The organism is Synechococcus sp. CS-197, from assembly GCF_025128215.1.
In the GTDB taxonomy this organism is placed as follows: domain Bacteria; phylum Cyanobacteriota; class Cyanobacteriia; order PCC-6307; family Cyanobiaceae; genus Synechococcus_C.
Genome location: NZ_JAHLZC010000009.1, coordinates 33,142 through 57,718 on the forward strand (window position 1 = coordinate 33,142; position 24,577 = coordinate 57,718).

A 24,577-nucleotide genomic window follows, 5' to 3' on the forward strand; every position below is an offset into this window, starting at 1 on the left:
ATTCGTCGGGTCCACGCCGATCACTGGTCATCCAACGCGTCCTGACGCTCCTGCCCATGGGAGGATCGCCGGCCACTGCTGAGCGGGTTTGCCAGCCTTCCGGGCGCCAATCACCATCACGGGGCTGCTAGCCATCGCCTCTGCTCTTGTCGTTCCTGTCAGAGCGGCCGAGGGTGAAGACCTGGTTGAGTTCGGGATCGTTCCTGAAGTCAACGCAGAGGTGCGCGCACAGGAGCCGCCTGGAGATGATCCTGACCCGGGGCCCCAAAGCCCTGAAGTGCGGAATCGTCAGCCAGCCGAGGTTCGGCCTCCTGCCGAATTGCTGTTGCGTGCGAATCGCCAGTTTTATGACGCTCGCCGCAATCTGTTCATCGCCACAGGTGATGTGCAAGCCACCCTCAACGGTGGTGTGCTTCAGGCCGACCGAATCGAATTCGACGCTGGGTTCAACACGCTCCTGGCGCGCGGCAGTGTGCGCTTCCGCAGGGGGGCTCAGTACTTCCAGGCCAGCACCCTGCGCTTAAGCCTGATCCAGGGCAGTGGGGAGATGGAGGATGTTTACGGCGTGTTGGACCTCGACACAGCGGCCGTTGACTTCAACCCCTTCCCATCGGCAAGCGCTACCGACCCTGGGCGACCGCGTACGCCCGCGGGAGCTCCCCAACGCAGGCTCCCCGTGCTGGAAAGCAGTGGTCTGGGCTTTCCCACCGCCATCGACATCGACCTTGAGGCCAGCACCGCAGAGCGGCTGAGTCCGCAGGGGGACAACGGCACGTTCTGGGATTTAGAACGCCCCCCCTCTCCGGAATGGCTCGTTCCTGAAGCGTCAACCCCTGAGGATCCTGAAGATCAGGCCGCTGAGGACCAGGACGGCATGGCCTGTCCTCCGGAGCTACCTCCGATTCCCGACTGGCATCCCCATCCCTGGGCGATCACCGCCTGGGGCGGCCAGATGATCGATTCCAATTTCGGTGACACCTTTCTCTTCAATGGGCGCTTGCGTCCGGAATATCTGCTGGGCGTCAGCATGCAAAAGCGCATCTGGAGGGCAGGCCCGCTTGCGATCGAACTGGAAGCCGATCTGTTCGGCCACCAGGCTTACAAACAGCAAGGCGGCCCCTTCAACCAGAGCGTCCCCAATGCCGACACCCCGGATCAAACTTTCGCCGAGGGCATCATCGGCATCGGCGCTCGCCTCTGGGTGCAGCCATGGCTGAGCTTCGGGTTTGTGGAAGGCATCAGTTACAACACCTCCGTCAGCAACTACGAGCGCACCTACCGGGAGAACTTCGCCCAGCTCCTCAACTACCTCGCCTTTGAACTGGAGGCAGCTGTGTCTCCAGAACTCTCCCTGGTCGGCCGCATCCACCACCGATCCGGTGCATTCGGCACCTACAGCGGTGTGAAAGAAGGCAGCAACGCCTATCTGATCGGCATCCGTTACCGCTGGGGACAGGACAAGCCTGCAGCCTTGTCAGCGCAGGCACCGCCGCCCCTGGGTTGCCCTGACCCAGGACGCAGCGCCCGGGTTGCCCCCCAGACCCTGAATGAGCAACTCGAAGACATCACGCTCGGCAACCCCACGCGTCGCGACCAGCCGAGCGCAGCCGAGGCACCATCGTCGCCATCCTTCTCTCAAACACAACACTCCACCTTGTCGCTCAGGGAGCAGGAGCGGCTGCGAGCCGAAGCCATCGCCGCCATCGATCAGCGCATCAGCAGCATTCAGCTGCAGCAGCGCCTTGTGTTCGAACGCAGCCGTGGATCCGACAATCTCCGCAACAACGAGGTGCTGGCAGCCAATCGCTACGGCGGCGTGCGGCCATCCCAGCTCAATCAAAAAGGGCGCACGCAGTTCATCACCGGTGAAATCAGCCGCTGGCGCATTCAGGCCGCCAGGGTCCGGCTCACTCCAGATGGGTGGAGTGCCGATCGGATGGGGTTCACCAACGATCCGTTCACCCCGGCGCAGACCCGCATCGATGCTGAAAACGTTGTGGCAACGGAAGAAGACAATGGCGACATCTTGATCAAGAGTGAACGCAATCGCCTGATCGTTGAGGAGCGTCTGCCGATTCCTGTCTCGCGAACACAACGCATCCAGAAGCAGGAAGAGGTGGAGAACCGTTGGGTGTTGGGCATCGACAACGACGACCGCAGTGGCTTCTTCATCGGCCGCAACCTTCGCCCCATCGAGTTCTCAGAAGACCTCGTGCTCGAGCTTCAGCCCCAGTTCTTGTTGCAGCGTGCCATCAATGGTGACAACAACAGCTACGTGGCGCCCGGATCGTCCATCGACAGCAACAAGGTCACCCAGGACAACACCGTCGGTGACCTGTTCGGGTTGGAGGCGGAACTAAACAGCGAATTCCTCGGCTTATCAACCAAGATTGAAGCTGACATCAGCACCTTCAATCCCAGCAACTTCAGCGACGGCAGCCGCTTCTGGGGCACCACACGACGAACCGTCACCCTTCCGTGGATCGGAGATGTGAGCGCACGCGTGTTCGGCGCTTATCGCTACCGCACCTGGAACGGATCGTTGGGTGAAACCGATGTGTACAGCGCCTATGGCGGCTTTGCCGAACAGAAGGGCAACTGGAGCTGGGGACAACTGAAGAACGACTACATCTGGCGTTTCGGCGTAGGCAATTACCAGGCTGAAAGCTTCACCAGCACCAACCTGATCGACACCCTGCGCGCCAACTTCTATGGATCGCTCAACAGCCGCTACCAACTGTGGCGAGGTCAGCCAGCGGAGCTAACGCCTGAAGCGGCCTACCGCTACAGCCCCGTCGCCATTGTTCCTGGGCTGGAGCTGCGCACCAACGTGAACACCTCGCTGGCAGCGTTCGGTGATGGCAACCGCCAGAACACCATCAGCCTCACGGGGGGACCCACCCTCACCCTCGGCACCTTCAGCAAACCCTTCCTGGATTACACCCAACTCTCGATCGCAGGCGGAGGCACGTTGAAGCAGGGATCCAGTCCCTTCGAATTCGACCAAGCCATCGACCTGGGCACCCTGGGGATCGGCCTGACACAGCAGATTGCAGGCCCTCTGCTGCTCAATGCGGGCGTGGGCGTGAACATCGATCCAGCCTCTGAGTTCTACGGAAACGTGATCAATTCGAACATCGAACTGCGTTGGCAGCGACGCAGTTATGACCTCGGCTTCTACTACAACCCCTATGAAGGCATCGGTGGATTCCGCTTCCGCCTCAACGATTTCAACTTCACGGGAACCGGTCGACCGTTCATTCCCTATTCATCAGACCCTCTCCCCAACGCCCTCGATAGTCGCCCGTTCTAGAGCGCTTCCAATCAGTCGGGACCGCCGCCATAGATCAGATGACTGCCGGTGAGATCCGCTCCGGCAAAGCGCATGCCATCCGTTCGTACATTCGGTGCATAGGCATTGATCACCACCGCATCGCGCAGGTCTGCCCGTCGCAGGTCCGTGTCCGTGAGGTCGGCATTGCTGAGCCGTGCGCCGCGCAGATCCGCGCCATCGAGTCGAGCACCACTGAGGTCTGCCCCTTCGAGATTGGCCTCGCGCAGATCCACTCCGTGGAGGTCAGCGTCGCGCAGATCCACACCGATCAGATGCTCACCCTGAAGGTTGAGCCCACGCAGATCGCATCCAGCGCAGGCTCCAAGCTGAAGCAGTCGCTCCTGCGGCGTCCCGTAGGGAACAACCTCGACGGATTGTGGCGTTCCCGCCTGGAGAGCCGAGGGTGTCAGCAGTGCTGTCAGCAATGCCGCAACCCATGAAGCCGCCTTGGGATTCGCCATGACCTGAGCCCCTCTGTCTCATTCATAGACAATCCTGGATGCGGCTGCCGCGTCAGAACCCTCGAAGGTAAGGAAGGTTGTCCATGGTGCGTGTGAGTTCCGCATCGCGAGCCACCAACTGGCCTGTGGCATCCCACTGGCCACTACGCAGCATGTCGAGGGCACCCGAACCCACCTGAATCGGCTCGGAAACAGCACCGGCGGAAAACGTAAGACCGTTGAGATCGAGCTGCCAGTTCAGCGCAGGATCCGCGGCCACAGCATCCTGGAGAACGCTGATCTGCTGCGACGAAGCCGTGGCGCAGGGAATCCCAAGCGCAAGGCAGTTGCCGTAAAAGATCTCAGCAAAGCTCACACCCACCAGCGCCCTGATTCCCCAGCGCATCAGCGCCTGGGGAGCGTGCTCGCGGCTGGACCCGCAGCCGAAATTGTCGTTGACCACCAAGATCGAAGCCCCGGCGTGCACCGACTGATCAAAGGGATGGCGACCGGCCAGCTCCTGGCGATCATCCGCAAAGGCCTGTGCACCGAGGGCCTCGAAACTGACGCACTTCAGAAAGCGCGCGGGAATAATCCGATCGGTGTCGATGTCGTCACCGCGCAGCACCAGGGCGCGCCCCCTCACCATCGCGATCGAACCTTGCGGGAACGGAGTGGTCTCAGTCATCAGTCAGTCGTCATGCAGTTCAACTGCCGCACATCACGAACCTGCCCGGTGATCGCGGCGGCGGCAACCATCGCGGGACTCATCAGCAGGGTTCGGCCACTCGCCGAACCCTGCCGACCTTTGAAATTGCGATTGCTCGAGCTGGCGCTGATCTGACGCCCCTCCAGCCGATCAGGATTCATGGCCAGACACATGGAACAGCCCGGTTCCCGCCATTCAAAACCGGCTTCACGGAACACAGCATCAAGCCCTTCGGCTTCCGCAGCCCGGGCCACCTGTTCAGAACCAGGAACCACAAACGCACGGATGCCTGAGGCCACATGACGGCCCTTGGCCACTGCGGCCGCGGCCTGCAGGTCACTGAGTCGTCCATTGGTGCAGCTGCCGATGAAGCACACATCCACAGGCACCCCTGCGATGGCCTGACCGGGCGCCAGATCCATGTAGCGATAGGCCTCCTCGGCAATGGGGCGATCGGCTGGGTCCAGCTGCTCAGGCCTGGGCACGGTTTCATCCACACCGATTCCCTGACCGGGTGTGATGCCCCAGGTCACCGTGGGGGCAATGGTGGCAGCGTCAAAACGCACCTCATCGTCGAAGCAGGCATCAGCACCGGAAGCCAGGGAGCGCCACCAGCTCACCGCCCGGTCCCAGGCCTCTGCCGAAGGCGCCTGCGCACGCCCATGGAGATAGTCGAAGGTGGTTTGATCAGGGTTCACGTACCCGCAGCGCGCCCCCCCTTCAATCGCCATGTTGCAGAGGGTCATGCGCTCCTCCATCGACAGGGCCTCGATGGCTGGACCTGAGAACTCATAGGCGTATCCAACCCCTGCCTTCACGCCCAGGGAGCGAATCACGTGCAGGATCAAATCTTTGGCGAACACCCCTGGGCTGAGCTGGTTCTCCACCCAAATCCGACGCACCTTGAGTTTGTTCATCGCCAGGCTCTGGCTGGCGAGGACGTCGCGCACCTGACTGGTGCCGATCCCGAAGGCGATGGCTCCGAAGGCGCCGTGCGTGGAGGTGTGCGAGTCACCGCAGGCCACGGTCATTCCCGGCTGGGTCAGGCCAAGCTCCGGCGCGATCACATGCACGATGCCCTGGCGACCACTGCCAAGACCATGCAGGGTGATGCCGTGATGGGAACAGTTGCGTTCCAGGGTGCTCAGCATCTCCTCGGCGAGAGGATCCGCAAAGGGTCTGGCCTGACTGGTGGTGGGCACGATGTGGTCCACCGTGGCCACGGTGCGCTGCGGACAGCGCACCGTGAGTCCCTTGTCTTCGAGAGCCGCAAAAGCCTGGGGACTGGTTACCTCATGGATCAGGTGCAGGCCGATGAACAGCTGGGTGGATCCACCGGGAAGATCAGCGACGCGATGCAGATCCCAAACCTTGTCGTAAAGGGTCCCGCTGCTCATTTCCAGGTCAGCCGTAAAGAATCAACTTAACGGCTAATGGCCTTCAGCTTCAGTGTGGGTCTGCCCCGATTCGGCTGCCATCAACCGCAGCCTCAGGCGGTTGAGAGCCTCCCCGGCGCTCACCAGCCGGATCCAGTCCCGTCCTTGGGACGCGGCCAGCCGGATGGGATGACTCTCACAACCGTCCGGTCCCGCTACAGCGATATGCACGAGCCCGACCGGTTTTTCATCGCTCCCACCTCCCGGACCGGCGATTCCCGTGAGGGCGAGCGCCCAGTCGCTGCCTGTCAGCCGTCGCACCCCCTCCGCCATCGCCTGAGCGACCGGATCACTCACAGCGCCAACCTCCTCCAGCAGGGAGGAGGGCACACCCAGCAATTCACACTTCACCGCATTGGCGTAAGCGATCACACCACCGAGGAGCACCTGCGAGGAACCAGGCACTGCGGTGAGCTCGGCGCCAAGTCCTCCGCCCGTACAGGATTCCGCCACAGCCAGGGTCTCCCCTCGCGCGCGCAGATGCGCGAGCACCACGGACGCGAGTGAAGCCTCATCGGCCCCGAAACAGAGATCACCTGTACGGGAGCGGAGATCGCGTTCGGTCTCATCCACGAGCGCAAGGGCTTCAGGCTGATCCGAGGCGCAGGCGGTGATGCGCAGCTTCACTTCGCCGCGGCCGGCGTAGGGAGCCACAGTGGGATTGGTCTGATTGAGCAGATCCCTGACCTGCTCAGCGAGGGTGGATTCACCAATCCCCCAGAAGCGCAGCGTCCGACTGACAAACACGCCGCTGGAGAGTCCGGACTGGCGGAACCAGGGAGCCGCGGTGGCTTGCCACATGGCACGCATCTCACTGGGTACGCCAGGAAAAGTGAGCACCGTGAAGTGGTCGGTGGGGGACCAGACCATCCCCGGCGCCGTTCCAGTGGGATTGGGAAGCACCGTCGCGCCCACTGGCAGGAGGGCCTGACGCCTGGTTTCCGGGCCAGGCTCCCGGCCACGACTGCGCGACTTGGCTGTGATGTCAGCCCAGACGTCGGCACGTTCCTCGAGGGGCGTTTGAAAGGCCGCCGCGATCGCTTCAGTGGTGAGGTCATCGGGAGTCGGGCCCAACCCCCCCGTGGTGATCAACACCCGAGAGCGACTCGCAATCTCTCGCACCTCAGCGATCAATCGATCCCGATTGTCTCCAACCACGGTCTGCCGGAAATGGGGCAAGCCCAGAGCCGCCAGCTCCTCCGCCAGCCAGCGTGCATTGCCATTCACAATGTTTCCGAGCAAAAGCTCCGTGCCGATGCAGAGAACCTCCACACCGGAACGGCCAGCAGCGTCAGCCATGGTGTTCGCAGGAGCAGGATTGCGCCGTGTCGGAAAGGGACTCCGCCTCCGCCTTGCACCGAGCGAGCTCGGCCTGTTTCTGCCTCTGCATCACCACCACGGTGCCCACGAGGATGGCGGTCGCCAGACCCAACCAGAGAAAGCGCAGTTCCACGTTGGCCACCACCATGGCCATGGCAGCAAGCCACTGGGTGAACACGTAAATCAGCAGCACGGTGCGGCGGTGACTGAATCCGGCCCTGAGCAAACGGTGATGCAGATGGCGGCGATCTGGATAAAAGGGCGAATGCCCCGAACGCAAGCGCCCCATGATCACGGCTGACATGTCGGCCAGTGGCAGCGAAAGAATGAGCAAGGGCAGCAGCAAACTCACCGTGGTGAGGCCTTTGGCTGGGCCAACGATGCTGATCGCCGCAAGGCTGAAGCCGAGAAAATAAGACCCGCCATCACCCATGAAAATGCGAGCGGGATTGAAGTTGTGGCGAAGGAAACCAAGGCAACTTCCCGCCAGCGCAGCCGCCAGGAATGCAGCAGCGACCTGATGCAACGAGAAACTCACGGACACCAGTCCGATGGCTGCAATCCCTGCAACGCCCGCCGCCAGGCCATCGAGTCCGTCAAGCCAGTTGATCGCATTGGTGATGCCCACAAGCCAGATCACCGTGGCGATCAGGCTGAGCATGCCGGGAAGCACAACAGCGTCGGCGGTGCTGGACGCCCAGGGCAAATCGATAGCGCCAATTCTCACGCCCTGAGACCAAACCACCATGGCAACGGCAACCTGGCCCGCCAGGCGGGGCCAGGGTGACAGCGAAAAGAGGTCATCGGCTAAGCCGATGATGAAGAAACAGAGAGACCCCGCCAGCGTGGTCCAGATCAGCTGATCCCGCGCGGGGGTAAGCATGCCGAAGCCACCGGCTAGCCAGGTGAGGCCTAGCGCAACACTGAAACCAAGCACCATGGCCACACCACCGAGGCGGACCATCGGCACACTGTGCTGCTTGCGCGAATCAGGGGTATCGGTGAAACCATGGCGAAGGGCGAGCCTGCGCACGAGCGGCACGGTCACCGTGGTGACCAGAGCCGCCGCCAGGAAAATCACCACAGCGACAGCAAGAGGAGTGCTCGCGATGGTCACGCAAAACCCCGGTGAGGACGGCCCGAAACGGGCGGATGACTCCCAATGTAGGCAGACCTGGATTGGGAATCCAGGTCAGCTTGGTCCAGTCAGACAAGCGCCGGTTCCGTTGCCATCGCGTAGAGGGGAAAACGCCGACAGAGACTGGCCACCCGCTCCAGGCAACGGGCCTGAATGGCATCGTCTTCTGGATTGAGCAAACGATCAGCAATCACCTCGGCCACTTCAGCGAACGCGTCAGCATCGAAGCCACGGGTCGTGAGCGCAGCGGTTCCTAAGCGCAGACCGCTGGTGACGAAGGGTGATTCTGGATCAAACGGAACCGTGTTCTTGTTCGCGGTGATGTGCACATCGCTGACCAGCAGGTCGGCCACCTTCCCGGTCATGCCGATGCTGCGCAGATCAAGCAGCACCACATGGTTATCGGTCCCTCCGCTCACCACATCGATGCCACGGGCCATCAGGCGGTCGGCCAGGGCCTGGGCATTGGCCACCACCTGTTGGCTGTAAGCCTTGAACGCAGGACGGAGTGCCTCGCCAAAGGCCACGGCTTTGGCTGCGATCACATGCTCAAGGGGTCCACCTTGCGAACCGGGGAAAACGGCCTTGTCGAACTTTTTGGCGAACTCGGCATCCCGGCAAAGGATCAGACCACCGCGGGGACCGCGCAGGGTTTTGTGCGTGGTGGTGGTGACCACATCGCAATGGGGGACCGGGCTGGGATGGACGCCGGCTGCCACCAGGCCTGCGATATGGGCCATATCAGCCAGGAGGTAAGCCCCAACCTCATCAGCAATCGCACGGAACGCCGCAAAATCGATGGTGCGGGGGTAAGCCGAAAAACCGCAAACGATCAGCTTGGGCTTGTGCTCGAGGGCGAGCTGACGGATCGCCTCCATATCCAAGCGCTGGGTCTCTTTGTCGACCCCGTACTGGACAACGTTGAACCATTTGCCGCTCACATTCACCGGTGAGCCATGGGTCAGGTGGCCCCCATGGGACAGGTCCAGACCCATGATCGTGTCGCCGGGCTGCAGCAGGGCCAGGAAGACAGCGAAATTGGCCTGAGCACCACTGTGCGGCTGAACGTTGGCCCAGGCAGCACCGAAGAGTTCCTTGGCCCGCTCAATCGCCAGGTCTTCAATGGCATCCACGTGCTCACAACCGCCGTAGTAGCGCTTGTTCGGCAGGCCTTCCGCGTATTTATTGGTCAACACCGAGCCCTGAGCAGCCATCACGGCGCTCGATGCGAAGTTTTCCGAGGCAATCAGCTCGAGATGGGTTTCCTGGCGATCGCGCTCCTGATCGATCAAACGGGCAATCGCTGGATCAGACTCTGCCAGTGGTGCATTGATCGGAGCGGTTTCGAAATCCACCATGGGTTGCCTCGATGCGTTGATTGGATGGTAGGCAACGGTCAACAGCAGCAGTGCTGAACAAAAAAAAACTGCCCGAAGGCAGTTGAGTCACGCGCCTGGAGAGATTCGAACTCCCGACCCTCTGATCCGTAGTCAGATGCTCTAATCCGCTGAGCTACAAGCGCTGGCGTCCCCCTATCTGACCCCACGGAGGGGCCCTTCGTCAACTGGGGCACATCCCCACGCCAGAATCGTTGCGCTTCCCTCGGTCTCTCTCCATGCCAATCCGCTGGTACGGGCCTGCTGACCCCACTGATCCCACTTACCGGCACTTCAACCGGGTGGTGAATCTCACACTCCACGGCATGGCGTTTGCAGCCGTGAACAGCGGGCTCTGGTTTTTCCAGGAGATGCGCCATCCCTGGAGCCACCTCAACGTTGTGACAGGTCTGTGGCTGGTGGGACTGGTGATCCATCTCACGGTGGTGCTGAGACTGCGCCCCGAACCGGAACCAGACAACCCGGCGTCGTGAAGCCAACATGCGACTGACCGTTCGCCATGACCATCTCTTGCCATGACCATGGACGCTGCTGATCTGCAGGATCTGACCTCAGCCATCGGTGATCGCCTGTATCTGCAGATCTCCGGCTGGCACCTGTATCTGAAGGATGCAGGCCTGGCCGAGTCGCTGGCGATCGAATGCAGCGCACTCCTCGATCAGGGAGCAGCAATTGCCGCGCGACAGGCGCTCGAGCGTGTCCAGGTCCCGATCGGCGGCGGGAGCAGTCGGTTGCCCCTCGCCAGGCTGTTGCCGTCCTCGCAACTGTCCGACCTCGAACAGATCCTTGAGGACCACTGCCGATAAGGTTGCCCCGATTGGGGAACCTGCGTGCTGATTATTGAGGTCACCAACGCACGTGACGTGGTGCGGCAGCGCATCGGCCGACTGGGTGAGCGCCTGATCGGCAAGGTGGTGGATCCTGAAGCCCAGGTGGAAAAAGCCCTGATTCAGGAGCTTGATACAGCCTTCCGCGAGTTCGGCATTGAAGCCAGGATCGTGTCGGTGCAGGGGCCACAGCTCGTGGGGCGGCAGCAGCTCGAATTGCCCATTCAGGTGCGCGACGACCGAACGGTGACTCTCAGCGACGAGTAATCCTGCGTGCAACAACCTGGTTGATCTCAACAACTTCAGCGATCCCCAGCGCCTGCCCGCACAACGCAAACAGAACGCCGCCGACCCCAGCGGAAAGGGCCACCTGCAGCCCACGGCCGATCAAGCTGGAGGGCCAGTGAACCGTTGCGCTGAGCCCCCAGGCGACCACACCGGCCAGGGCTGCCGCTGCTGTGAGGCGTAGGGCGTCGTACCCCCAGCTGCGCAGTGGCAGACCACCCAAGCGTTGCTGCAGAAGCAGCAGCAGCGCAAGGCAGGTGAGGGCATTGATCAGCACCGTGGCCAGCACCAACCCGGGCGCCCCGAAATTGAAGGGCAGCTGAGGCCCCCAGGGGGAAGGCCCCCCAACCAAAGCCCAGTCGAACAGCACATTCAGGCCAATACCGGCCATCGACAATCGGAAGGGCGTCGTGCCGTCCCCGAGGGCGTAGAACACACGCACGAGCACATCGCGGCCGAGATAAGCCGGCATGCCGATTCCGTAAGCCATCAACAGCCCGGTGACCAACTGCGCCGCTTGCGCATCGAAGGCACCGCGCTCGTACACAAGAGCGACAATTGGAGCAGCCAAGGCCAGAAACAAGGCGCCCAACGGCAGCATCGAGGCAGTGGAGAGCATCAGGCCCTGGCGGATCCTGGCGATGAGCTGAGGCCGATCCTCCGGAGCCGTGAGCCTGGAGAACGTGGGGAGCAGCGGCACCAAGAGGGCATTGGAAATCAACCCGAGCGGTGTCTGCACCAGAAGATTCGCGTAGCCAAGCCCTGCCGCTGCACCGAGGATCCCCGAGGCGAAGAACAGATCGGTGAAGACATTGATCTGCAGCATTCCGGACGACAAGGTGGCGGGGCCCATCACCTGCCAGACCTCTTGCACACCGGGGTGACGCCAATCCCAGGACAACTTGAATCGGGCGAGACGCTGCCGAATCAACGCCGGCAACTGCAACAACCACTGCAAGCCGGCACCAACGAGCGTGGCCAGGGCCAGCACAACCCCTCCCCAGAGGGCATGCTCCGGCAAAGCGATGGCCGACCCGAGCTGCCACCAGAGCAAACCGACACCAACGATGAGCGCCAGGCTCGACATCAGGGGCGAAATCGCTGGAATCCAGAACTCATCGGCGGCATTGAGGGATCCAAATCCCAGACCGATCAAACCAGCCAGCAAGGCCATGGGAGCCATGACCTGCAGCTGGACGACAGCGATGCGGTGCAGCTCTGGCGGCAGGCCTGGCCCAACCAGGGTGATCAACGGACCAGCAGCCAGGACCAGCACCACGGTGACCGCCAGCAGCAGGGCACTCACCGTGGTGTTCAGAGTGGCCAGGATGTGAGCGCCCTCGTTTCTGGGCCTGCGACTGAGCACACTCACCATGGCGCTGTGGAAGGGTCCATTGATGCCCCCCAGAAGGATGAGGAGAAAACCAGGCAGCACGTAGGCGTAGTTGTAAGCGTCGTAGGCAGCACCAACGCCGAACGCCGCTGCGATCACCAATTGGCGAACAAGGCCTCCGAATTTGCTGAAGAGGGTCCCCACGGTGACCACCAGGGCAATGCGCTTGAGAGAACCCGCCATCAGCGCAGCCAAACCACCTTTACGCGCCCAATTCTCGGTTGATTCCCAGGCACCATGGCGTTCGACCTGCCCGCCCCCATGACCGGCACCCCTCTCCTCTCCTTTGAACCGCTCACAGAGGGGATTTTGCTCAAGCGCTACAAGCGTTTTCTGGCAGACATCGAACTGGAGGACGGATCGTGCGTGACCGCCCACTGCGCGAACACAGGACCGATGACGGGCGTTTTGATTCCAGGCCAACGGGTGCGCCTGCGCCATGCCCCCTCTCCAACCCGCAAGCTGGCCTGGACCTGGGAACAGGCCGAAGTACCCGGTGCTGATGGACAACTCTGTTGGGTGGGGATCAACACCGCATTACCCAACCGTCTGATCCGGGCAACGATCGAAGCAGGCTGCCTGCGTGAGCAGCTGGGAGAGATCGAAAGCATCCGCGCCGAAGTCGTTTACGGCAAAAACCGCAAAAGCCGCATTGATCTCCTGCTTCAACCGTCACGCGAAGCGATCGATCAGCGCCCGATCTATGTGGAAGTTAAAAACACCACCTGGAGCACCGGCAGCACTGCACTGTTTCCAGACACTGTGACCACCCGTGGCCAGAAACACCTGCAGGAACTTATGGATGTGCTTCCGGAAGCCAGGGCCGTTTTGATTCCCTGCCTGAGCCGCCCCGATGTCACGGCCTTTGCACCCGGAGACAGCGCCGATCCCCGCTACGGGGAGCTGTTCCGCAACGCCCTGGATGCAGGAGTGGAGGTGCTGCCCTGTTGCTTCCGCTTTGATCGTGATGGCGTGACCTGGCAAGGGACGCGTCCGGCACAAGGCCAGCAACCCTCTGCAGCTCTCTAATGGCATCAACGGCTACCAACCGCCAAGCCGAACGCACCTTTCTGGGGTGTTTGGTATCAACAACTACTTGAGGGGTCCGCTTGGGCAGCCACCTTTGCTCTTAGCAGTAGGAATCCCTACTGGCCTTGCAGCCCTGCTTCTCGTTTATGACAACTGCTCTGCATTCGCCTTCCAGGCGGAGCAAGTCGCGGCTTCAGGAGGTCAGCCTTCTGAATGGACCCATGCTTCTCCTGAAAAGCATCCGCGGCCTCCGCAGCCACCGCGCCCTTGCGTGGCTTGCCTGTGCGCCGATCGCTCTTCTCGGTCTCGGCGTTTTCAATCTCTCCGCACGAGCCGGTGTAGGTCTCGGGAATCTTGACGGCGCCCAAGCCGCAAAGTTCCTTGCAGACAACCTTTGGCTTCTGGTCGCCGCTGCATTGGTGATCTTTATGAATGCCGGCTTCGCCATGGTCGAAGCTGGCATGTGTCGGCAGAAAAATGCCGTCAACATCCTCGCCAAGAACCTGTTCGTGTTCGGCCTGGCCGTCACCGCTTATTGGGTTGTCGGTTATTCCTTGATGTACGGCAGTTCCGTCGTCGACGGATGGCTGTCTTTCCAAGGATTCTTCTTTGATTGGAACGCTGCTGACGCGCTCACCTGTGCCGCAGGTCAAGGTGAAGAGGGCTGCTCCCAGCTTGTGCCTTCGGTTGATTTCCTCTTCCAAGCAGCTTTCGCAGGCACTGCCGCAACAATCGTTTCCGGTCTTGTCGCCGAGCGCGTCAAGTTTGGTGAGTTTGTGATCTTCTCACTTGTGCTGACTGCGGTGATCTATCCGATCGCAGGTTCTTGGGAGTGGAACGGTGGCTGGCTGAACAACGTTGGCAATAAGGAGTTCATCGACTTTGCTGGCTCCTCCATCGTTCACTCCGTCGGTGCATGGGCCGGCCTGATCGGGGCCGTGCTGCTCGGACCCCGCATTGGCAAGTACGTGAATGGCCGCACGCAAGCCATTCCAGGTCACAACATGGCCATCGCCACATTGGGTGCCTTGATTCTTTGGATCGGCTGGTACGGCTTCAACCCCGGTTCTCAGCTCGGCATGGATGAGTGGGTTCCCTACATCGCAGTGACCACGACTCTTGCCGCTGCAGGCGGTGCCATTGGCGCCACCATCATCTCCACGCTGACCTCGGGCAAGCCCGATCTCACCATGATCATCAACGGCATCCTTGCCGGCTTGGTGAGCATCACCGCTGGCTGCGCAAACCTCACCTGGGTAGGCGCATGGGTGGCTGGTCTGATCGGTGGAATCATCGTTGTCTTTGCTGTTTCCGCTCTCGATAAAGCTGGAATTGACGATCCCGTTGGCGCTTTCTCCGTGCACGGCGTCTGCGGCATCTGGGGCACCTTGGTGATCGGCCTCTGGGGCTTCGATATCCAGGGTGAAGGCACTGCCCTTGGCTTGTTCAATGGTGGTGGCATCGAGCAACTTGGTATCCAAGCTCTTGGCACCGCTGCCTATGCCATCTGGACTGTGGTGACCTGCCTGATCACCTGGAGCATCATCGGTACTGTCTTCGGTGGCATCCGCGTCAGCGAAGAGGAAGAGACCATGGGTCTTGACATCGGTGAGCACGGCATGGAGGCCTATCCCGATTTCGCATCGTCCGGAAATTGAGATCCGGATTGTGATGTTTGACACCCCGGCCCCAGGGCCGGGGCTTTTTTTTGCAGGATTGCTCCATCGCATGCCGATGGGTCAAGCCTGACCCGCAGCCCATAGAGTCATCGCATCGTCGTCGCGACCATGGATACCCACGCCTTCAAGCGCTCCCTGCACCACTCCGACCGTTACAACCGCCGAGGGTTCGGACGTGCCGAAGAGGTGGCCGGAAGTCTCGAGCAGGCCTACCAGAGCAGCCTGATTGGATCGATCCGCGACAACGGGTATCGCTTGAACCATGGTCGGCTTCAAGTGCGCCTCGCCAAGGATTTCGGCTTCTGCTGGGGTGTGGAGCGCGCTGTTGCCATGGCCTATGAAACCCGAAAGCACTACCCCAGTGAGCGCTTGTGGATCACCAACGAGATCATTCACAACCCTTCCGTGAATGACCACCTCCGCGAGATGAACGTTCAATTCATCCCCGTCGAGCAAGGGGTGAAGGACTTCTCTGGTGTCACCTCGGGTGATGTGGTGATTCTTCCCGCCTTTGGCGCAACAGTTCAAGAGATGCAGCTTCTCAACGAACGGGGATGCCACATCGTTGACACCACCTGCCCCTGGGTCTCCAAGGTTTGGAACACCGTGGAGAAGCACAAGAAGCAGACATTCACCTCAATCATTCACGGCAAGGTAAAGCACGAGGAGACCTTGGCCACCAGCTCATTCGCTGGAACTTATCTCGTGGTGCTTGACCTCGAAGAAGCCCAGATCGTTGCCGATTACATCCTCGGGAACGGAGACCGCGACAGCTTCATGGCTCGCTTTTCCAAAGCCTGCTCCCCAGGATTCGATCCTGATCAGGATCTCGAAAAACTCGGCGTTGCCAACCAAACCACCATGCTCAAACGGGAAACCGAAGAAATCGGTCGTTTGTTTGAACGCACCATGCTCAGCAAATTCGGCCCAACGCAACTCAATGAGCATTTCCTGGCGTTCAACACCATCTGCGATGCCACCCAGGAACGCCAAGACGCGATGTTTTCCCTTGTGGATGAACCGCTCGACTTGATGGTGGTCATCGGCGGCTACAACTCCTCCAACACCACCCATCTGCAGGAAATCGCCATCAACCGCGGCATCCGCTCCTTCCACATCGACACCCCGGAGCGCATCAGTGCCGACAACAGCATCGAACACAAGCCTCTCGGCCAGGAGCTGATCCGCGAACTGGAGTTCCTGCCTAGCGGAACAGTCACCGTGGGCATCACATCCGGAGCCTCCACCCCGGATCGCGTCGTGGAGCACGTGATCCAGCGCTTGATCAGTCTCAGCGAAGAAAACTGAAGACCTGCTCGCTTTACATTGGTTGACCTTGGGGTCAACCCCTGCCAGGGACTCTCATCCGTGCTGCTCTTGTCGAGACCATCAGCCGATTCCCTCCGTTCGTGCCATGGCCAGGACCCACAGGTGCGCTGTTACCGCAGTCACTTCAGTGACTGCATGGAGATGCGCGCCAGCCATGCGGTGGTGGCTCGCCATCTCGATCGACACGACGATTGGTTCCGCCGCTGCGCCGCACCGATGCAGGTGGAGGCCCTCGATGCCCAGACCTATGCGCTGACCCTGGGTCGGTTCGGGAATTTTGGCTTCGAAGTGGAACCGACCATCGCCTTGCGCCTTCTCCCAGGCCATGAAGGCACGTATGCCATCGAAACGGTGACGCAGCCAGACAGGGATCCAGCGTTGGCCGCGCTCTACGACGTTGATTTCCAGGCAGGTCTCACACTGAATGACGACACGCACCAGGGCTTGCCGACGACCTGTGTGCGTTGGGAGCTGGATCTCAGCATCTGGATCTCCCTTCCCAAGGTGATCACCATGCTTCCCGAGGGCCTGGTGCAATCCAGCGGCGATCGACTGCTGCGTCAGATCGTGAGGCAAATCTCAAGACGACTCACCTGGAAGGTGCAGGAAGATTTCCATGGAAGCCATGGACTTGTTTGCCCGCCAAGGCGCCGGGCGACCTTCTGACCGCCCGGTGCGGCTTCAGCGGCTCGACCAGATCTTGTTGACGATTTCCATGCCGCTGACCGCCTGCCACAGGAAGAGGGTCATCATCCCCATGTTGAGGCCGACATGGGCTTTGCGGGCGATCACATTGCCTTGCTGCATGAAAGGTGACAGGGATGCGGCGACCGCGATCATGGCCGTCATGGCGAGTCCGGCCAGCAGGTGAGGACCAACGAACAACTTGCCGTTGTTCAGATAGGTCACGGCCATACCACCGATGCTGCCCAGAACGATCAGACCAAGCAGCAGTCCGCCCCAACGGAAATGACGCTGAGCGAACTTCCCAGGGATCAGGGTCTTGCGCTCCTCGGGCGTTCCAGTGCGCGTTTTCTTGGCCTTGATCCCCAGATACATCGCATAGGCAGACGCCAGAAGCAACACCCACATCATCAGTGGGTGAACGAAACTCAGGGCAAAGGGCAGCGCGGCAAGCGTCATCAGAAGTGATCGCATTGAAGTTGGCGCGAGGCTAGGACTCCGTGGTCTTCAGCAGCGATACAGACGCACTTCCTTAGTGCAGGAAATGACGCTGCCCTGTGAGCAGCATGGCGAGCCCCAGTTCATTGCAGGCCTTGATGGAGTCCTGATCGCGCTTGCTACCGCCTGGATGAATCACAGCCGTGATGCCGTGCTGCGCCGCCAAACGCACCGTGTCATCAAAGGGGAAGAAGCCATCACTGGCGAGGACGGCTCCACGGGCGCCATCCCCTGACGCCTCAAGAGCGATCCTGGCCGAACCAACCCGGTTCATCTGCCCCGCACCAATGCCGAGGCTCTGACCGTTTCTGGCCACGACAATGGCATTGGAACGGACATGACGGACCAACTGCCAGGCAAAGCACAGGTCATCACGCTCTGCCTGACTGGGGGCCCGCTCGCTGGCCACGGTCCATCCGTCCGCCGCGACCGGTTGGTCATCAAGGTCCTGCACCAGCAGGCCACCCAGGATGCTGCGCACGTGGTCATGGCCGGCAGCATCGATGGCCGTGGGTGGGAGTTCCAAAAGCCTGAGATTGCCTTTGGACGCCAGAATCTCCCTGGCTTCGGGGGCATACTCTGGCGCCACCACGCACTCCAGGAACAAACTGGTGAGTTCACGGGCTGCGGGCGCATCCACACGGCCATTCACCGCCACGATCCCCCCGAACGCACTGACCCGATCACCATCCAGCGCCCGGGTGAGAGCGGCCGCGTGGCCATCGGCGACCGCCACACCGCAGGGATTGGTGTGCTTCACCACAACAGCTGCCGGCCGCTGAGCGGGATGGCTCCCACCCTCGCCATAGCCGAACTCCCGCACGGTGGCCAGGGCTGCTTCGAGATCGAGGAGATTGTTGGTGCTCAGTTCCTTCCCCTGCAACTGAATGGCGCCTCCCCAGCCAGCCTTGGGTGCGCTGTACCAAGCCGCCCCTTGATGGGGGTTCTCGCCGTAGCGCAGTCGCTGACGCAAAGGCAAGGCTTCCAGCCAGGGCAGTGAGGATGCCGATCCGTCATCCGCTGGCTGCAACTCAGGCCGGTTCTGCATCCAGCGCGTGATCGCGGCGTCGTACGCCGCTGTGTGCGCGAAGGCGTCCAAGGCAAGCCGCCGCCGAACCGCAGCACTCACGGCCCCCCCCGATGCAGCCAGGTCCTGGAGAAAGCGGTCGTACTGATCCGGATCGGTCAGCACAGCCACGTGGTCATGGTTTTTGGCAGCGGAGCGCACCATGGTGGGACCTCCGATATCGATGTTCTCAATCGCCCGCTCCCAGCTCACAGCGGGATCGGAGACGGTCTCGCGAAAGGGATAGAGATTGACCACCACCACATCAATGGGCGTGATCTGCTGGGCCTGCAGATCCGCTTCATGCGCAGGATCTCCGCGACGGGCCAGGATTCCGCCATGGATCCGGGGATGGAGCGTCTTCACACGACCACCCAAAATCTCCGGGGCACCGGTGTGATCAGCCACAGGGGTGACCGGCAGACCGGCCTCTTGCAGCACCTTGGCTGTGCCGCCGCTGGAAAGAAGTTGATACCCGTAACGCTCGTGCAGGGTCTTGGCTAAGGGCAACAGACCACTCTTGTCAGACACACTCAGCAGCGCTGTGGGGGCCATGGCAACAGGACGCAGGGGATACCATCCGCCAACCTACGCAGCAGTCGGTCTCGATCCCCATGGACGACCTCCTGATCCAGCGCGGCCAGGAACCAGCTCGGACGCGCCTGGTGCTTCTGCATGGCTGGGGGGCCGATGCCCGTGATCTGATGCCGTTAGGCGAGTGTCTGAGCCAAGCATCGGGGTTGGCCATCGAGTGCATGGCCTTGAACGCGCCGGAGCTTCACCCCGCAGGCTCTGGGCGCCAGTGGTACGGATTGTTCCCAGAGCAGTGGGCCGATGCTGCCCAAGCAGTCCATGAACTCAAACAGCGCATCGAAGCGCTTGATCAACGTCAGATTCCGCTTTCAAAAACAGTCCTTCTGGGGTTTTCCCAGGGTGGCGCCATGGCCTTGAACGTGGGATGTCAGCTGCCGTTGGCGGGAATCATCGCCTGCAGTGCCTATCCCCATCCCCATTGGCAACCACAAAAATCACGGCCGCCAGTCATGCTCCTGCACGGCCGTGATGATGACGTTGTCCCCGTCGAAGCGCAGCGAAGACTCGCTGAACAGCTGGGTGGAGACAGTGAATCCTGTCGCCTGCACACGTTCGATGGCGGGCACACCATTCCCAACGACACTGTTCCGCTGATGCTTGAGGCCTTGCGGTCCTGGCTGAACCCAGTCAGCCAAGACTTCTAGACAGGAGACTCAAACGAAGGCGTATTCGTATTCCTCCATTTCCTCCCAGTCGTCGGAGGCAAGCTCGAGACCCTCGAAGATCACCTCTTCGCCGATCTTGTCGACAATCAGACGCAGGGATGGGAACAGGAAGTGGTTTTCTTCGGCGTACTGAGCGCTGAACAGACCCTTTTCTCCCCAGAAGAAGCGATCCGTGGTGTGCTCGTTGCGCCGCACATTCAGGAGGGCAGGAGGCACCAGACCACCCTCGGCAATGAAGCGCCGGGCAGCGGTGACGGGCTTGTGCTCGCCGGTTTCCAGATGAAACGTGGGCACATGGGCAAGAACCCGTTGGCCGGCGAGACGGCGGCGGCTGATCCGCTTGCGCTTCTTGGACATGATGTTGAATTCCCCGAAGAGGGATAGAAGAGAGAACAGTGGACAGGCGGGAAGAGCCGTAATTCAGCGCGTACCGCAGGACGCTTATCGCAAGCATCCAGAAATCAGCGCCCCGAACCACGCAGTAACCGGCAAAACCGCCTTCGTGATTGGACACGCACCGTTGAATTCGCCAACAGGGCTGCTGACGACAACAGGAGATTCATCAACCTCTGCTGTAACCTTGGTAGCGCGCAAAGCGCAACCTTGATCCAGCAATCGACAATTCCAGACCTCCACGAGGTCGGGCTTTGGTCGTTCATCTGATCTTAAGACTTTTTGCTGAATTGGCAAGCCTCGGGCGTCTGTCGCCTCTTTGACAGTTTTCGAAGACCGCCCAGCTGATGCATCTCTCTGATCAGTTTCTGGCGCTGGCACAGCAACATCTCAACGCCCTCAGCGCCGACGGAGCCGCCGATCGTCTTGCTCTGTACCTCACGGAGCGCCAGGAAGGGAGCACACCCAGCCTCACCCTCGTCGCCCAGTCGCCCGAGGGAGTGGCCCTTCCCGATTCAATCGCCCAGGACCCAAGCCTGCGCAGTTCAGCGCCGGAACGACGTTGGTACCCCCTGCGCTATCGCTCCTTGCTCCTTGGGGTGCTGCGAGCTGAACAGAGTGAGGACGGAGGGCAAGCCGCTGCCCACAACCGCCGCCTGCAAACCTGCGCCGAAACCCTCGCCTGCATTCGCGGACTGGAACTTGAGCAAAACCGCCTGAACGGTCAACTGGATGCCCAGCGTCAGCAGTTGTCGGTGATGGTGCACCAACTCCGTAATCCGCTGACAGCCCTGAGAACCTACGCCCAGCTGCTGCTCCGGCGCCTCGGTCCCGATGACCAGCAGCGGCCACTGGTGGAGAACCTGATCCGGGAACAGGTTGAGCTCGATCGTTATGTGACCTCTCTCGACAGGATCGGCAGGGAGGAGCTGCGGCTTGAGCCGGAGAACGCCACCCCACTGCTTCTGCCACCGGTGCCTGCCGATGCCCCCGATCTCACGATCGCCGATCTGTTGCGCCCTCTGATTGATCGCGCCGCTGCGACGGCCGCCCTGCAGGGACGGCTGTGGCGAGCACCGCAGCAATGGCCGCGCTGGACACAGACACCGCGTCCTGCCGCCGACGCAGTGACGGCGGAGATCGTGGCCAACCTGCTGGAGAATGCCTTCCGCTATAGCCCCAATGGCTGTGACCTGGGCCTGTACCTGCACGATCACGGAGTGTGCGTGTGGGATGCAGGGCCTCCCATTCCCGACAGCGAACGAGAACAGATTTTTTTGAAAGGGGTTCGCGGCAGCAGCAGCAGCGAGCGCGCAGGTTCAGGCCTCGGTCTCGCCCTGGCTCAAACGTTGGCCCGGCAACGGGGAGGGCAGCTCGAACTCTTGCGTACACCTGCAGACCTTGATCACAGCCTGCCGAATCAGGGCAATGCCTTTCTGCTCAGCCTGCCCCCAACACCGCAGGAAACACCAGCGCTGAACCCACCAGCGTGACGGTTTCCCCCCACACCAAACAGGCCCCGTAGGTGTCGCCGGTATGACCACCGAGGCGCCTCCCCAGACACCCCACGATCAACCAAGCCGCTCCCAGGCCCACCACCAGCACAAGGGACACGGATGGAGCCAAACCGCCCCCCATCAAGGCCGCGCCGATCAGGAGCAGTAGGAGCAGAGCAACAGATGGAACCCACTCCTGCGCGCCATGCCAATGCCGGCGATGAAACCCCGCCGTCCCCCCTTGGCGGAGATAAGGAAACCGTGCCATCGCGCTCAGAGGAGCAACCCTGCCGATCACCGCAGCCATCACCAGCGCCAGCGGCGCCCATGGGCCAAGCCTGATCAACGCCCCTGCCTGCAGCAGCAGCACCAGCAGCAAAGCCTGCACTCCACTGGCTCCAACCCGACTGTCGTCCATGGCTTCAAGACATCGCTCTTGCCCAGCAGCCAGACCATCAGCCGTGTCCATCAAGCCGTCGAGATGCAATCCACCTGTGAGCCAGGCCCCCAGAGCCATCGCCAAGAGAGCACAACTCTCAACCGACCAGTTCATGGCACTGAGCAGAAGCCAGAGCAACGCCTGAAGGCCACCGATCACCAGACCGATCCAAGGAGCAAAGCGGGCAATGCGCTCGAACCGTGGTGAAGGCCAGGGCCAGGCAGGCAGGACGGAGTAGAAAATCCAGGCACCGGCAAGATCCCGAAGCCAGGGCAGAGCAGCGATCCTCAGAGGGCAGCATCGGCGAACTCACCTCACCGTAGGGTCAAGACCTGGGCGGAGATGCGGGTGTTCGACTTCCAGATCAACGCAACATGCCGGCACACCGCTGCCCGCTGCGGTTGTTTTCAGACTCCCCATGGGCCGGTGACCACACCGCGCTTCATGCCCGTGGGAACGCTGGCCACCGTGAAGGGGGTCACGGCCGATCAACTCGCGACCACCGGAGCACAGATGGTGCTCTCGAACACTTATCACCTGCACCTCCAACCCGGTGAAGCCGTCGTGGAGGCCGCAGGTGGGCTCCATCGGTTCATGGGCTGGCAGGGCCCGATGCTCACCGATTCAGGGGGATTTCAGGTGTTCAGCCTGGGGGACCTCAATCGCATCGATGACCACGGCGTTGATTTCCGCAATCCGAGGGACGGCAGCCGCATCCTGCTGACGCCGGAACGGTCGATGGAGATTCAGATGGCGCTGGGTGCGGATGTGGCCATGGCCTTTGACCAATGCCCCCCTTACCCCGCCACTGAGAATGATGTGGAGGAAGCCAGTCGGCGCACCCATGCCTGGCTCGAGCGCTGCGTCACCGCCCACACCCGCACCGACCAGGCCCTGTTCGGGATCGTGCAAGGGGGGTGCTTCCCTCACCTACGCGAAGCCAGCGCGAAAGCCGTCGCCGGCTTCAACCTCCCGGGCATCGCCATTGGCGGCGTCAGCGTGGGAGAGCCGGTGGAGGAGATGCACCGCATCGTTCGGCAGGTCACGCCTCTCCTGCCGGAGGATCGTCCCCGCTACCTCATGGGCATCGGCACACTCCGGGAAATGGCTGTTGCTGTCGCCAACGGAATCGATCTGTTCGACTGCGTGCTCCCCACCCGTCTGGGGCGGCACGGCACGGCGATGGTGGCCGGGGAGCGCTGGAACCTGCGCAACGCCCGCTTCCGGCATGACCACACACCGCTTGACCCCACATGCCCGTGCATCGCCTGCAAGCAGCACACCCGGTCCTATCTGCACCATCTGATCCGCAGTGAAGAGTTGCTCGGATTAACTCTGCTGAGCCTGCACAACCTCACCCATCTGATCCGCTTCACCAGTGCGATGGAACGCGCCATTCGCGAAGGCTGTTTTGCAGAGGATTTCCGTCCCTGGGACGACGACTCACCCGCCCATCACACGTGGTAGCGTCCGCTCACTGACCGAACTGTTCGCCGGGATGGCTGCCTTCTCCCTTGACCTGCTGGCCCAACTTCCCGAGGCCTATCAGGCATTCGGCCCACTGATCGACATCCTGCCGATCATCCCAGTGTTTTTCCTGCTTCTGGCCTTCGTCTGGCAAGCCTCCGTCGGCTTCCGCTGAACGCCTTAACGCCGCCTTGCGCCCGCTCGGAGCACCGCCCAAGCGAATTGAGGCAGCACCAGATAACGCCGCCAGCGTGACGGGTCCTGGAGCAGCCTGAAAAGCCACTCCAGTTGCAGTCGGCTGGTCCATTCCGGTGCTCGCTGCTTGACACCGGACCAGACATCGAAACTGCCGCCGACGCCCATCCACACGCCGGGGAGGGAGTGGCGCATGCTCTGCGCCCAGAGTTCTTGACGGGGCACACCCAGAGCGACCAGCACAAGATCAGCCCGAAGACTGCGTAATCGGGCCTCCAAAGCCGGCCATGCCTCCGGCGCTTGAAATCCGTGCTCTGCCATCTGCAACCGCAGCTTGGGATGGCTGTGGGCCAGTTTGGTTTTCAGGCGCGCCATCACCTCGGGTGAACCACCCACCAGGGCGACAGACCAGTTGTGGGCCTCGGCGTAACGCAGCAGAGACCAGGCCAGCTCGATACCAGGACTGCGCCTCACCCTGACCCCCTGGCGACCGAGAGCCCACACCACACCTGCTCCATCCGGAACCACGAGGTCTGCGTGGGCAATCACGGCACCAAGATCCGCGTCCTGACGCGCTCGCATCGTCATTTCGGCATTGAGCGTCACGATCTGACCTCCGCCGTCACCATGCAAGCCGATTGCAGAAGCCACCACATCGCGGCAAGCGTCAACAGGAACCCCAAGAACGTGGCAGCGACGACGATCGCGCGGGCCAGTACTGATTGTTTCCATCTCCGAAACGGCTCCGAGGGAGAATCTAGGTC

24 protein-coding genes and 1 tRNA gene are annotated in these 24,577 nt (G+C 61.5%); 12 read left to right on the forward strand and 13 right to left on the reverse strand.

Annotation, left to right across the window (positions count from 1 at the left end):
• Nucleotides 1-88 precede the first annotated feature (88 nt).
• Complete coding sequence (locus KQ296_RS02540) at nt 89-3,313, forward strand: DUF3769 domain-containing protein (RefSeq protein WP_011932237.1); 3,225 nt, start codon at nt 89-91, stop codon at nt 3,311-3,313.
• An 11-nt stretch (nt 3,314-3,324) separates the two neighbouring features.
• Here the strand turns inward: KQ296_RS02540 and KQ296_RS02545 are convergent, their stop codons facing one another.
• From KQ296_RS02545 to KQ296_RS02575, 7 genes are all read right to left on the reverse strand, one after another.
• Nucleotides 3,325-3,795, reverse strand: a complete 471-nt coding sequence (locus KQ296_RS02545) for a pentapeptide repeat-containing protein (protein WP_011932236.1) — start codon at nt 3,793-3,795, stop codon at nt 3,325-3,327.
• A 52-nt stretch (nt 3,796-3,847) separates the two neighbouring features.
• A complete protein-coding gene (locus KQ296_RS02550) occupies nt 3,848-4,462 on the reverse strand; it encodes a 3-isopropylmalate dehydratase small subunit 2 (protein ID WP_011932235.1) in 615 nt (204 codons plus the stop codon).
• Nucleotides 4,462-5,880: a 3-isopropylmalate dehydratase large subunit gene (gene leuC, locus KQ296_RS02555; RefSeq protein ID WP_011932234.1), complete on the reverse strand. Its 1,419-nt coding sequence runs from the start codon at nt 5,878-5,880 to the stop codon at nt 4,462-4,464. The genes KQ296_RS02550 and leuC overlap by 1 nt, the downstream gene beginning before the upstream one ends.
• A 33-nt stretch (nt 5,881-5,913) precedes the next feature.
• A complete protein-coding gene (locus KQ296_RS02560; protein ID WP_011932233.1) occupies nt 5,914-7,218 on the reverse strand; it encodes a competence/damage-inducible protein A in 1,305 nt (434 codons plus the stop codon).
• On the reverse strand, nt 7,211-8,356 hold the full coding sequence (locus KQ296_RS02565; RefSeq protein ID WP_011932232.1) for a glycosyltransferase family 4 protein: 1,146 nt from the start codon (nt 8,354-8,356) through the stop codon (nt 7,211-7,213). Before KQ296_RS02565 ends, KQ296_RS02560 begins: the two co-directional genes overlap by 8 nt.
• Nucleotides 8,357-8,445: 89 nt before the next feature.
• The gene (glyA, locus tag KQ296_RS02570; protein ID WP_011932231.1) at nt 8,446-9,735 is read right to left on the reverse strand and encodes a serine hydroxymethyltransferase; all 1,290 of its coding nucleotides are present in this window, start codon (nt 9,733-9,735) and stop codon (nt 8,446-8,448) included.
• Nucleotides 9,736-9,825: 90 nt separating this feature from the next.
• Nucleotides 9,826-9,899: transfer RNA gene (locus KQ296_RS02575), tRNA-Arg, on the reverse strand.
• Between the two features lie 93 nt (nt 9,900-9,992).
• On the opposite strand from KQ296_RS02575, the gene KQ296_RS02580 reads away from it, so the two are divergent.
• The 3 genes from KQ296_RS02580 to KQ296_RS02590 are packed head-to-tail and all read left to right on the forward strand — an operon-like array spanning nt 9,993 to nt 10,868.
• Nucleotides 9,993-10,247, forward strand: a complete 255-nt coding sequence (locus KQ296_RS02580) for a hypothetical protein (RefSeq protein WP_011932230.1) — start codon at nt 9,993-9,995, stop codon at nt 10,245-10,247.
• Nucleotides 10,248-10,289: 42 nt separating this feature from the next.
• Nucleotides 10,290-10,580, forward strand: a complete 291-nt coding sequence (locus KQ296_RS02585) for a DUF3181 family protein (protein WP_011932229.1) — start codon at nt 10,290-10,292, stop codon at nt 10,578-10,580.
• A gap of 24 nt (nt 10,581-10,604) precedes the next feature.
• A complete protein-coding gene (locus KQ296_RS02590; RefSeq protein ID WP_011932228.1) occupies nt 10,605-10,868 on the forward strand; it encodes a hypothetical protein in 264 nt (87 codons plus the stop codon).
• Here KQ296_RS02590 and murJ read toward each other — a convergent pair.
• Complete coding sequence (murJ, locus tag KQ296_RS02595; RefSeq protein WP_041428743.1) at nt 10,855-12,462, reverse strand: murein biosynthesis integral membrane protein MurJ; 1,608 nt, start codon at nt 12,460-12,462, stop codon at nt 10,855-10,857. The two genes, KQ296_RS02590 and murJ, sit on opposite strands and share 14 nt — an antisense overlap.
• Nucleotides 12,463-12,540: 78 nt before the next feature.
• Between murJ and sfsA the strand changes: the two genes are divergently transcribed.
• The 4 genes from sfsA to KQ296_RS02615 all read left to right on the forward strand — a co-directional run bounded on the left by sfsA (nt 12,541) and on the right by KQ296_RS02615 (nt 16,982).
• Complete coding sequence (sfsA, locus tag KQ296_RS02600; RefSeq protein ID WP_011932226.1) at nt 12,541-13,308, forward strand: DNA/RNA nuclease SfsA; 768 nt, start codon at nt 12,541-12,543, stop codon at nt 13,306-13,308.
• 146 nt (nt 13,309-13,454) lie between these two features.
• The gene (locus KQ296_RS02605) at nt 13,455-14,966 is read left to right on the forward strand and encodes an ammonium transporter (RefSeq protein WP_011932225.1); all 1,512 of its coding nucleotides are present in this window, start codon (nt 13,455-13,457) and stop codon (nt 14,964-14,966) included.
• 129 nt (nt 14,967-15,095) lie between these two features.
• The gene (locus tag KQ296_RS02610; RefSeq protein ID WP_011932224.1) at nt 15,096-16,295 is read left to right on the forward strand and encodes a 4-hydroxy-3-methylbut-2-enyl diphosphate reductase; all 1,200 of its coding nucleotides are present in this window, start codon (nt 15,096-15,098) and stop codon (nt 16,293-16,295) included.
• Nucleotides 16,296-16,355: 60 nt separating this feature from the next.
• On the forward strand, nt 16,356-16,982 hold the full coding sequence (locus KQ296_RS02615) for a DUF1997 domain-containing protein (protein WP_011932223.1): 627 nt from the start codon (nt 16,356-16,358) through the stop codon (nt 16,980-16,982).
• A gap of 15 nt (nt 16,983-16,997) precedes the next feature.
• On the opposite strand, the gene KQ296_RS02620 is transcribed toward KQ296_RS02615, so the two are convergent.
• Together KQ296_RS02620 and purH are read right to left on the reverse strand one after the other, a co-directional pair.
• A complete protein-coding gene (locus KQ296_RS02620) occupies nt 16,998-17,459 on the reverse strand; it encodes a DUF4079 domain-containing protein (RefSeq protein WP_011932222.1) in 462 nt (153 codons plus the stop codon).
• Nucleotides 17,460-17,532: 73 nt separating this feature from the next.
• On the reverse strand, nt 17,533-19,119 hold the full coding sequence (gene purH / locus KQ296_RS02625) for a bifunctional phosphoribosylaminoimidazolecarboxamide formyltransferase/IMP cyclohydrolase (protein ID WP_011932221.1): 1,587 nt from the start codon (nt 19,117-19,119) through the stop codon (nt 17,533-17,535).
• A gap of 59 nt (nt 19,120-19,178) precedes the next feature.
• On the opposite strand from purH, the gene KQ296_RS02630 reads away from it, so the two are divergent.
• Nucleotides 19,179-19,802 (forward strand): alpha/beta hydrolase, encoded by a 624-nt coding sequence (locus tag KQ296_RS02630; RefSeq protein ID WP_011932220.1) that lies wholly within the window; start codon nt 19,179-19,181, stop codon nt 19,800-19,802.
• Between the two features lie 9 nt (nt 19,803-19,811).
• Here the strand turns inward: KQ296_RS02630 and KQ296_RS02635 are convergent, their stop codons facing one another.
• Nucleotides 19,812-20,180: a DUF3155 domain-containing protein gene (locus KQ296_RS02635; RefSeq protein ID WP_011932219.1), complete on the reverse strand. Its 369-nt coding sequence runs from the start codon at nt 20,178-20,180 to the stop codon at nt 19,812-19,814.
• Between the two features lie 383 nt (nt 20,181-20,563).
• Here KQ296_RS02635 and KQ296_RS02640 point away from each other — a divergent pair, with 383 nt between their 5' ends.
• On the forward strand, nt 20,564-21,709 hold the full coding sequence (locus KQ296_RS02640; RefSeq protein WP_011932218.1) for a sensor histidine kinase KdpD: 1,146 nt from the start codon (nt 20,564-20,566) through the stop codon (nt 21,707-21,709).
• On the opposite strand, the gene KQ296_RS02645 is transcribed toward KQ296_RS02640, so the two are convergent.
• A complete protein-coding gene (locus KQ296_RS02645) occupies nt 21,657-22,436 on the reverse strand; it encodes an adenosylcobinamide-GDP ribazoletransferase (protein ID WP_041428335.1) in 780 nt (259 codons plus the stop codon). The genes KQ296_RS02640 and KQ296_RS02645 overlap by 53 nt on opposite strands.
• A 63-nt stretch (nt 22,437-22,499) precedes the next feature.
• Here KQ296_RS02645 and tgt point away from each other — a divergent pair, with 63 nt between their 5' ends.
• Both tgt and KQ296_RS02655 read left to right on the forward strand, forming a co-directional pair.
• Nucleotides 22,500-23,618, forward strand: a complete 1,119-nt coding sequence (gene tgt, locus KQ296_RS02650) for a tRNA guanosine(34) transglycosylase Tgt (RefSeq protein WP_041428742.1) — start codon at nt 22,500-22,502, stop codon at nt 23,616-23,618.
• 31 nt (nt 23,619-23,649) lie between these two features.
• Nucleotides 23,650-23,793: a photosystem II reaction center protein K gene (locus KQ296_RS02655; RefSeq protein WP_006042358.1), complete on the forward strand. Its 144-nt coding sequence runs from the start codon at nt 23,650-23,652 to the stop codon at nt 23,791-23,793.
• Nucleotides 23,794-23,798: 5 nt separating this feature from the next.
• Here the strand turns inward: KQ296_RS02655 and KQ296_RS02660 are convergent, their stop codons facing one another.
• Complete coding sequence (locus tag KQ296_RS02660; protein WP_011932215.1) at nt 23,799-24,545, reverse strand: WecB/TagA/CpsF family glycosyltransferase; 747 nt, start codon at nt 24,543-24,545, stop codon at nt 23,799-23,801.
• Nucleotides 24,546-24,577 lie beyond the last annotated feature (32 nt).